The organism is Thalassobacillus sp. C254 (genome assembly GCF_001310615.1).
The window spans coordinates 365,651-375,935 of sequence record NZ_BAXQ01000002.1; the positions used below are offsets into that span (position 1 = coordinate 365,651).

General features: G+C 40.1%; 8 protein-coding genes and 3 pseudogenes. 8 read left to right on the plus strand and 3 right to left on the minus strand.

All coding sequences use genetic code 11. The features are described 5' to 3' along the window. Window positions 1-115 precede the first annotated feature (115 nt). The 8 genes and pseudogenes from JCM19033_RS04405 to glnA all read left to right on the plus strand — a co-directional run bounded on the left by JCM19033_RS04405 (window position 116) and on the right by glnA (window position 8,114). A pseudogene (locus JCM19033_RS04405) lies at window positions 116-1,050 on the plus strand (aldo/keto reductase). Between the two features lie 347 nt (window positions 1,051-1,397). After that, complete coding sequence (locus tag JCM19033_RS04410) at window positions 1,398-1,586, plus strand: hypothetical protein (RefSeq protein ID WP_054635394.1); 189 nt, start codon at window positions 1,398-1,400, stop codon at window positions 1,584-1,586. Next, complete coding sequence (locus JCM19033_RS04415) at window positions 1,579-3,096, plus strand: recombinase family protein (RefSeq protein WP_054635395.1); 1,518 nt, start codon at window positions 1,579-1,581, stop codon at window positions 3,094-3,096. Before JCM19033_RS04410 ends, JCM19033_RS04415 begins: the two co-directional genes overlap by 8 nt. A 21-nt stretch (window positions 3,097-3,117) precedes the next feature. Continuing rightward, window positions 3,118-3,525, plus strand: coding sequence for a hypothetical protein (locus JCM19033_RS04420; RefSeq protein WP_157049730.1), 408 nt, complete (start codon window positions 3,118-3,120; stop codon window positions 3,523-3,525). Window positions 3,526-3,545: 20 nt separating this feature from the next. Next, window positions 3,546-4,799: a GTPase HflX gene (hflX, locus tag JCM19033_RS04425; protein ID WP_157049731.1), complete on the plus strand. Its 1,254-nt coding sequence runs from the start codon at window positions 3,546-3,548 to the stop codon at window positions 4,797-4,799. Window positions 4,800-4,904: 105 nt separating this feature from the next. Further along, window positions 4,905-6,160 (plus strand): annotated as a pseudogene (locus tag JCM19033_RS04430) (aminotransferase class I/II-fold pyridoxal phosphate-dependent enzyme). A 118-nt stretch (window positions 6,161-6,278) separates the two neighbouring features. Continuing rightward, entirely contained in the window at window positions 6,279-6,677 is a 399-nt protein-coding gene (locus JCM19033_RS04435) for a MerR family transcriptional regulator (protein WP_054635398.1), read from the plus strand. An 84-nt stretch (window positions 6,678-6,761) separates the two neighbouring features. Then, a complete protein-coding gene (glnA, locus tag JCM19033_RS04440) occupies window positions 6,762-8,114 on the plus strand; it encodes a type I glutamate--ammonia ligase (protein ID WP_054635423.1) in 1,353 nt (450 codons plus the stop codon). 109 nt (window positions 8,115-8,223) lie between these two features. Here the strand turns inward: glnA and JCM19033_RS21900 are convergent. From JCM19033_RS21900 to JCM19033_RS04460, 3 genes and pseudogenes are all read right to left on the minus strand, one after another. Continuing rightward, a pseudogene (locus JCM19033_RS21900) lies at window positions 8,224-9,368 on the minus strand (tyrosine-type recombinase/integrase). After that, entirely contained in the window at window positions 9,368-9,604 is a 237-nt protein-coding gene (locus tag JCM19033_RS04455; RefSeq protein WP_054635401.1) for a hypothetical protein, read from the minus strand. The pseudogene JCM19033_RS21900 and the gene JCM19033_RS04455 overlap by 1 nt, the downstream one beginning before the upstream one ends. Beyond that, window positions 9,601-9,999, minus strand: a complete 399-nt coding sequence (locus JCM19033_RS04460; RefSeq protein ID WP_054635402.1) for an ImmA/IrrE family metallo-endopeptidase — start codon at window positions 9,997-9,999, stop codon at window positions 9,601-9,603. Before JCM19033_RS04460 ends, JCM19033_RS04455 begins: the two co-directional genes overlap by 4 nt. Window positions 10,000-10,285: the final 286 nt, after the last annotated feature.

Genomic DNA, 10,285 nt, shown 5'->3' on the forward strand with positions numbered 1-10,285 from the left:
TGCCTGTTACAATGAAACATGCACCCATGACAGTATCTTGGAAGGAGATTTTAACATGAACTATAAAATGCTCGGCAAAAGCGGCGTGGCAGTATCTGAATTATGCCTTGGCACCATGACCTTTGGAAAAGCTGCTCCTGAGGAGGAAGCAATTTCAATAGTTCATCAATTTTTAGATGATGGAGGTAACTTTATTGATACAGCTGATACATATGTAGACGGCGAGTCTGAACGTATCGTAGGAAAAGCAATAAAAGATAGACGTTCTGAAGTTATCCTTGCATCGAAAGTAAGGATGAAGGTGGGCCCGCATATTAATGATGTGGGATACTCGAGGAAACGAATTATGGATGGAATTGACCAAAGTTTATCTCGTCTTGATACTGACTATCTGGATTTGTATCAATTACATGTCTGGGACCATCTTACACCTATTGAAGAAACCTTACGTACACTGGATGATTTGGTTACAGCAGGAAAGGTGCGTTACATAGGATGCTCAAACTTTTTAGCATGGCAGATAATGAAGTCTCTCTCAATTAGCGAGCGGGAAGGCTATGCAAAATTTATTACAGTCCAGCCTCAGTACAGTCTGTTGCATAGGGAGATGGACAGAGAAGTGATGTCTTTGTGCAAAGAAGAAGGGATCGGCGTTCTGCCATGGGCCCACTTGGAGGAGGATTTTTAACAGGTAAATATACAACCCCTGAAAAGCCTGATACGGACTGGAGACTTGCTCAGGCAGGCCCTGGGGAGTATAACTGGGAGACAAAAGCTGTAGATCGGAACTTCGAGATCCTTACTAAAGTGGAAGAAATTGCAGAAAAAGAAGAGAAGACTCCTGCTCAAGTAGCTCTAAACTGGCTTATGATGAAAGAGGGAATTACATCGCCGATTTTCGGGGCCAGAAATATGGCTCAATATGAAGAAAACATTGGCGCTGTAGGGTGGAGGCTTCAGGATCAGCATGTGGATGAACTAGAAGCATTTACTGCTCTGCCTCCAGAGTATCCTCAGCGTTTTATCGATAAATTCAAGCGTCCTTTGTAAAATCCAAACAGCCTGACACACAAATTAGGTAAAATGAATGTCACTCACCGTTTGAGCTGCACCCTGTAAGTAGACATTATTTTAAAAATAATTGTAGCGGTCTTGGTCCTTATTGAATGGGGCTGAGGCCGTTTAATTTTTTCGTAATCGATCGTGGTTATTGAAAAGGTTAAGTTCAACAAACAATCCTTAGACACTAATTACAATGAGCAGAGTTATTTCATTACTAAGACTGTTTTGTCCCACCCGCAATCTTTCTATCATACATATATAATGCCTTCATTAGTAAAGTGAGGAATGAGACAACTTTTCACTCTCATAGCCATGGATAAGGCGAGGTGAGAAAAATGAAGAAAACACCCTTGAAGGCAAAGGATATAACTACAAAAGTTAACGTGCTTGCTGACAAGGAAACGAATGAAGAAGTTTGGAGAGAAATTATTCGTATAGTCTTTGATAATGAGAGTGTGTCAGAAAAAAATGACATAAATAATCTTTCTTTAAAAGAACAGAACAGGAGGCATGACCATGGATGAAGGAAAACTAATCATCTATGGCAGGGTGTCAACTGAAGAGCAAAAAGAAAAAGGGTACAGCTTGGAATCACAAATTGAACGGTGTTTACTCAAGGCAAAGAGCATGGGATACAAAGAAACTACGATTCACGTGATAAGAGATCAAGCTTCAGGTGCAACGTTAGAGCGCCCGGGGCTGAAACTGATGCGACAATATGTAAAACAGCAAACAATAGATATAATAATCATTTATGATCCTGACAGGCTGTCTAGAAACCTGACTCATCAATTGCTTCTTACAGATGAATTTGTCAAACAAGGAGTCAGACTGGAATTTGTAAACTTTGAATGGAAAAACACACCTGAAGGAATGATGTATTATCAATTGAGAGGAATCTTTGCTCAGTATGAAAGAGAAAAAATAAGAGAACGAACGATCAGAGGACGGATAGAAAAGATTAAAAAGCATGGGAAGCTAAGCTTTGATCCAAGGCTCTTTGGCTATACCTTCAACACAGAAACGGATCAATTAATGATAAACAAAAAAGAAGGAGCGGTAGTCAAGCTTATTTTTCAATGGGCAAGCGAAGGACAGAGCGGAGAAAAAATTGCAGAAAAGCTTGCCAGACGAGGGATACCTGCACCTAGAGGCGAAACGTGGTATGGTTCCACTGTAACTCGAATTTTAAAAAACCAAAGTTATTTAGGAACGTATTACGCGTATAAATCCGACTATCACCAGGGATTTAAAAGAGAGAGACCACTGAGTGAACAATTTCCTCTTCCAATTGAAGCATTAGTTGACCAGAGGACATTTGAAAAAGTTCAGAAAGTGATTGCTTCTCACCGATCTCATGCGGGGAGGCCTGCGGTTTATCCTTATCTTATAGAGGGTACAGGAGTTTGTTATTGCGGTCGCTCTATGGGGACAACCGTGAAATCCGGCAGGCGTTCCTATACGTATTATGCATGCACAGGAAAACATAAAAAAAGCTATTGTTCTCATCGGAGAGAATCACAAACAGCGTGCAAAAGCCCCTATTGGAACTCTGCTATTGTAGATCAGGTTTTGTGGGACACGATTGTGGAATATATAAAACAACCTCCAAAGGGGAATGAAAGATATAACAATGAAAAAAATAGCCATGCACATACTCAAGAAGCATATGTCTTAAAAAAAGAAAAAGAAGAATTGCTTGAGAAAAAACAAAGGATTCTTGATCTATATCTAGATGGCAAAGTAGATAAAGTGCTCCTCGAGAAGAAAATGACGGAAATTAATGATAAACTCGTACTAGTATCTGCTAATGAAAAGGAATCCTCTGAAAACAAAGTGGAGAAACAGGATATAGAAAAGAAGACAGGTAAGGCTGCCTGGGAGGATGAATACAGACATAAGCTTAACAACCTGTCTTACACTCAAAAAAAGGGAATCACAAAATTGCTTGTCCGGCGCATTATCTTTAAGCCCGACAGAGAACTAGTTGTGGACCTGAATATCTCTGGGGGAAATGAAAATATTATTGTCTAAAGTCCTTCCATAGTGAAAGCTATGGAAGATCAGCAACATGAGTTTGTTTTAATTCTCGCTGGATATCCAAGGGAAATGGATCATTTTCTTTCGTTAAACCCCGGATTGCCGTCTCGCTTTCCAACTTCTTTAACTTTTAAGGATTTTTCTCAACATGAGCTTTTAACGCTCCTTGAAATGATGGTGAAAGAAAGAGAATATGAGTGCAGCCGGGAAGCATTATATAAAATGAAACTGCATTTTGAAAAAACAGGGCGGCAGGGGCTTCGTCATTTCAGCAACGGCCGATATGTACGAAACTGTGTTGAAAAAGCAATCAGGATGCATGCCGTTCGGGTTATGAAGCAGAGAAAAGATAAAGACAGGGCTTCTCTTCTCAGGTTAGAAGCCGAAGATTTTAATGTAGATGAGATAGAATCTGGATTATAGTCTGTAAACAGAAGGTTGGGATAGCAATGGATGAAAAAATAATCATAGTTGGATGCCGGCTGCAAGATGAAGATGAAGAAAGGTTTCAATCTTCGCTTGATGAACTAGCTTCCCTGGTCAAAACAGCAGATGGAATTGTAGCCGCTTCCCTGACCCAGACTCGCCACAAGCTGGAGTCCTCCACCTATATTGGCAAAGGGAAGGTGGAGGAACTTTCCCAGCTGGTGGAAGAGATAGAAGCTGACATTGTCGTTTTTAATGATGAATTGACTGGAAGCCAAATCCGAAATTTGTCAAGGATGGTTGAGGCTTTTGTTATAGACCGAACTCAGTTAATCCTTGATATCTTTGCAAAACGAGCTCAAACAAAAGAAGGAAAGATACAAGTGGAGCTGGCACAGCTTAGCTATCTCCTGCCGAGATTAACAGGACAGGGGGCTGCCCTCTCCAGACTTGGAGGAGGGATAGGAACAAGAGGTCCCGGGGAGACAAAATTAGAAACTGATCGTCGTCATATTCAAAAAAGAATGGATGATCTTAAAAAACAGCTTGCTCAAATTAGTTCCCAGAGAACAAGCTACCGTAAGCAGCGAAAAAGAAACAGCGTTATTCAATTTTCATTGGTTGGTTACACGAATGCAGGGAAGTCCACATTATTAAATAAGCTGACAAACTCTCAGGCTTTTGAAGAAGATTTGCTGTTTGCCACCCTTGATCCTTTAACAAGACAAATGAAACTTCCTTCGGGGTATAACGTTCTGTTAAGTGATACAGTTGGCTTTATTCAGGATCTTCCGACCACATTGGTAGCTGCATTTCGTTCTACACTGGAAGAAGTGAAAGAAGCAGACGTCCTGCTTCATGTAGTCGATTCGTCAGATGCCTCAGCTTCTTCACAAATGGAAACAGTAGACAAGCTACTTCAGGAACTTGAAGTAAGCCACCTTCCTGTCCTTACAGTATTTAATAAAAAAGACCAGCGTAATAAAGAAATACCTTTGCCTCCAGCAGACAGCTCTTCCATTTTAATTTCTGCATTCGAGGATTTAGATATAGAAAAATTAAAAGGGAAAATGGAAGAAGTTCTAAAAGAAGCCATGGTGTTTTACCATGTAAAGGTGCCCCTTAAGAATGGTAAGCTTGTGTCTTCCCTTAAAAAAGACACGTTAGTGAGCGAAGAAACTCTATCTGAGGAAGAAGAAATGTTCTATGTGAAAGGCTATGTAAAAGAAGACCACCCAATTCACGGGGAAATTTCAAAATATATGATGTGAACAGGGATAAACAAGGAAAACATGAGGGTCTACGATGGGTGTTCACCCTCGTTAACGAGTGAAAATTACGATTTAAGCTTAACAATCAGAAAGTAGGAACCACAGATGACCAGTCATTATAGTGACAAGATAAAAAAACTAGCTGAACTAGCGGAAGAAAAAATAGGGAAACAGCATAAAGAAGTAGAAAAAATAGAAGAATATAATCAAGGGCGTTTGCTAACGATCTATAAGGAAGAGGGAGTTTCGGCTTTTCACTTTAATCCTTCGACAGGATATGGATATGACGACGCTGGCAGGGAAACGTTGGACAAGGTTTATGCCAGAGCCTTCGGAACAGAAGACGCATTAGTCAGGCATCAATTTATCTCCGGGACTCACGCGATAGCCACTGCACTGTTTGGCAGCCTCCGGCCTGGGGAAGAGCTGGTATACATAACAGGGACTCCTTACGACACCCTGCAGCAGGTCATTGGATTAACGGAAAATGAGCCAGGCTCTTTAAAGGATTATGGTATTGCGTGTTCCATAGTCCCTTTAACAAAAGAGGGGAATGTAGATTACCCGGCAGTAAGCAAAGCCATAACGAATAAAACAAAGGTAGTCGCTATTCAAAGGTCACGAGGGTATGACACACGTCCTTCTTTTGCAATAGAAGAAATAAAAAACATGACTCACTTTGTTAAGGAAGTTAATCCTGAAGTTATTGTATTCGTTGATAATTGTTACGGTGAATTTGTGGAAGAAACAGAGCCAGTCATGTCGGTGTTGATTTAATGGCAGGTTCCTTAATTAAAAATCCAGGTGGAGGCCTTGCAAAAACAGGGGGCTATATTGCTGGAAGGAAAAGGCTGGTAGATCAGGCGGCCGGAAGACTTTCAGCACCAGGGATCGGAAGAGAAGGCGGGGCAACGTTATCCATGCTCCTAGAAATGTACCAGGGGTTTTTTATGGCTCCCCATACTGTTGCCCAGTCTTTAAAAGGAGCCTTTTTCACAGCTGCTTTACTTGAAGAAGCTGGTCTAACTACAACCCCTTCCTCTCAGGAGAAAAGAACAGATTTGATCCAGGCGATACAGTTTGAGGACAAAGAAAGAATGATTTCATTTTGCCAGGCAATCCAAGAAGCCTCTCCTGTAGATGCTAAGGTTGTACCTATGCCTAGTCCGATGCCTGGTTATGAGGATGAAGTGATTATGGCAGCGGGCACTTTTATTCAAGGAGCAAGCATTGAGCTGTCGGCAGACGGACCCATCCGTCCTCCGTATACTGCATTTGTGCAAGGCGGGCTGACGTATATTCATGTCAAAACAGCAGTCATGCGGGCCCTTGATGAATTGATAAAAAAGAATATGATATAGTCTATTTGGCAAGGGATAATCTGTCTGAAAAATCTGATGTAAAAAAGGTGACATGTGTTGACGGCAAAGCTGACATGATGTATGATATAGTTAAATCAAGGGAAAGGGGGACGGAAATATGAATGATCACGTTCGCCGCAATATGCCTCTGTTCCCGATTAGCATAGTGAAGCAGCTCACTGAATTATCCGCCAGGCAAATCAGGTATTATGAAGAACATTCACTTATTCACCCAGCCAGGACAAGCGGTAATCAGAGGTTGTTTTCGTTTAATGATGTGGATCGTCTCTTGGAAATAAAGAGCTTGATTGAAAGAGGCATTAACATTTCAGGTATTAAAGAAATTTTTGAACTTAGAGCACAAGAGCAAAGCAGTAAAGAAAATCCGGCTCTTGCACCGAAAACAGAGATTTCTCAGAAAGAATTACGACGCCATTTGAAAAATGAAGTGATGATGGCTGGAAAGCATGGGAAGCCATCAATGATCCAGGGCCAGTTGTCCCGCTTTTTCAATTAATAAGGGGAAGACCTTTTGTTCTCCTTACATAATGGAGCTGCAAAAGTTTTATTAGATAACATACTTAGAGAGGAGCCAGTTAACATGGGCAGCAAGTACACAAAAGAGGATATTTTGAGAATTGCAGAAGAAGAAAATATCAAATTCATCCGTTTACAATTTACTGATTTGCAAGGAGTTATCAAAAACGTAGAAATTCCTTATGATCAGCTTACAAAAGCATTGGATAATCAAATGATGTTTGACGGGTCTTCCATTGAAGGATTCGTCCGCATTGAAGAATCAGACATGTACTTATATCCAGAGCTTGATACGTGGGTCGTATTCCCTTGGACTCCAGAAAAAGGGAAAGTTGCTCGTTTGATTTGCGACATTTATGAGCCGGGAGCTCCTGGAGAAGAGCCGACACCATTTGAAGGGGATCCTCGCGGGATCTTAAAGCGTGTATTGCAGGAAGCAAAAGACATGGGGTACACAGCATTTAACATTGGTCCTGAGCCTGAGTTTTTCCTTTTCAAAAATGATGAAAAAGGCGAGCCGACTATGGAACTAAACGATAAAGGCGGATATTTCGACCTTGCTCCAACAGATCTTGGTGAAAATGCCCGTCGTGACATCGTGCTTGAACTTGAAGACATGGGCTTTGACATCGAAGCTTCCCACCATGAGGTAGCTCCTGGCCAGCACGAAATCGACTTTAAATATGCTGATGCTGTAACTGCTTGTGACAATATCCAGACCTTTAAGCTTGTTGTAAAGACTATTGCCAGAAAGCACGGCTTACACGCAACATTTATGCCAAAACCATTGTTTGGCGTAAACGGTTCCGGAATGCATTGTAACATGTCTTTGTTTAACGAAGACGGGAATGTATTCTATGAGCCAAATAATGAAACTCAATTGAGCGAAACTGCCATGCAGTTCCTATCTGGTATCCTGGATCATGCTCAAGCGTTTACTGCAGTAACGAACCCAATTGTTAACTCTTATAAGCGCCTTGTACCTGGATACGAAGCTCCGGTATACGTAGCTTGGTCAATGAGAAACCGCAGTCCGCTTGTTCGTATTCCATCTTCTCGCGGAATGAGCACTCGTATTGAAGTCCGCAGTCCAGACCCGGCTGCTAATCCATATTTGGCTATGGCTGCACTTCTTGCTTCCGGTCTTGACGGAATCAAAAAGAAAGGCCAATCTCCAGAGCCAACAGACCGCAATATCTATGTAATGGATAAAGAAGAGCGTGTGGAAGAGGGAATCAAAGATCTTCCAGCTAACTTGAAAGAAGCTATTGATAATCTTAAAAAAGACGAAGTGCTTGTAAAGGCGTTAGGTGAGCATGCAGTTGAGCACTTTGTTGAAGCAAAAGAAATCGAGTGGGATATGTTCCGCACGCAAGTGCACCCATGGGAACGCGAGCAGTATATCCAAACTTATTAATACCTATCAGACCCTTGGCGTTAATAGCGTCAGGGTTTTTTTTCTATTTGGTCAAAAAAAGAAATACCAATAACCAAAAGAGACGTTGACCAAATTCGGACCAAAAAAATTAATCTAAAATGCCTTTCATGTAATTTTCGTATTTATTCATTGTCTCACTTTCGATCTTTTTACTGATATGAGAATAAACGTCTGCAGTTATTTGCATACTGCCGTGGCCCAAACGTTCCTGGATATACTTCATATCTGCTCCAGCTTCCAAAAGAAGAACAGCATGGGTATGACGTAAAGAGTGTATTGGCAGTCTTGGAAGCTTAGCTTGCTTAAGAATTCGGCTGAACGCATTGAAGAGAGATGATTTAGGCATGAAATCCCCATTCGGTCTACATAAAACTAGGTTAAGTTCATAATTGTAAGTATCTTTAAGTGTGGCCTTATTTTGGTCTTGCCACTGTATGTGAAAAGTAAGATTCTTAATAAGGGATTGGCTTATTGTTATCTTTCTTTTTGACTTAAAGGTCTTTGTTTCTCCTAGTAACTCTTCCTCACCCTTAGCAGAAAAGTCTAAGGTTTTACGAATGTAAATTGTACCTTCCTCTAAATCAATATCTGACCATTGTAAGGCAGCTGCTTCTCCTTTTCTCATCCCTGTTTCAATAAGAACTTTAAAAAAATCCAATAAATATAATTGTATTTGTAAGCGGTTTTTAGGAAAAGAGGAATATCCTCTGTTTTCATATATTCCAGATCATCTGATTTTCTTTTTGTTTCTACGGTCGGGATCGTGGAGCCTTCACTAGGATTTTTTGTTATTTTACCTAAGGATACTGCTTTGCTAAGAGCACCAAAAATCGTTCCATGAATAATCTCAATGGTGCGCTTACTGTAACCTTGGTCAGCAAGGTGATTTAAGAATTTTTGATACATTAAGGGAGTTATCTTTTTAAGTGGAATGTTCTTAAAATAAGGATTAATATGATTCTCTATGTTTTGCTTGTGAAGCTGGAATGTGTTCTTTCTTAATACCGGTTTCTTGTACTCATACAGCCAATCATTGAGAAAATTTTTCAAAGGAATATCTTCAGTAAATTCAAGTCCTTCTGATAATTGCTTTTCCATCTCAGAAGCTGCACGTTGAGCTTCTTTCTTGGTAGAAAAACCACTTTTAGATTTCAACTTATTTTTCTGAGTAAATGGATCTTTATAAGAAATTCGGTACTCCCATTTGTTTCCGCGTTTTCGGAAGGTGGCCACTAATATTCGCTCCTTTTTCTAATGGTGCCAATAACTCCTTTGTTGTTGTTAAAAAGAAAATACCTATCAGGCCCTTCAACGATAAAGTCATATCCTAACCGTTGTTTGAATTGTTGTTCGGCTTCGTGCAATGCTTTGAAGTGCTCGGTAAGATGTGAACCAAATAATTGCTGTTCAAACCTTTCAAGTCTTTTTTCAGCAAAGGGTAGGGTGACATTGAAAGTTTCTGATATCAAGTGAATGTTTTCCTTTTTGTGCTGAAAAATTCAATCTCTTTTAACATGAAAGTTGGAATGCAGAAATGAAAAGAGAAATTAATGGCTTTTTCTTCCTGGAGAAGCAAAAATGATTTTGGCATTTTTGTTTGATCGCCATAGTGTGTGAGGTAATGACAAAGTTCATGCCCAAAATCTTCCCATTGTTCCTGTGGAGAAAGATCGGAGTTGACGTTTATTTTTAACTTTCTGCCAAAGGTCACAATTTGACTCTCGAGAGGGAGAGTGTACAAAGAGATATTCAAAGCATCAGCTATGAACCACATATCCAATTGGTAAGGAAGAGAAATTCCAATTTGTGTATAAATGTCTTCTACGGAATCTTCAAGAAGTGTTGAGTAATAAGTAGTGAACATTGACGGCACCTCTATGTAATTACATGTGTTTGGTCTTAGTTCAAATTATACAAACATATGTTCGTTTTGTAAATAAAAAGAAAAAAGCCCAGTGCGTGGGCTTTTATTTGTCGATATAAAGGTTTTCATTTATTCTGTATAAATCTATTAATTGCTCTTTTGAGTAGGCTGTTATTTTCTTCTTTGAAATAATTAGCACGTGTGTTGTGGATTCAGCTAAAGGGTCATTTAAACGTATATTGCCTCATATATGCGTAACATAAGAACAAAATCGGTTCATATAAAA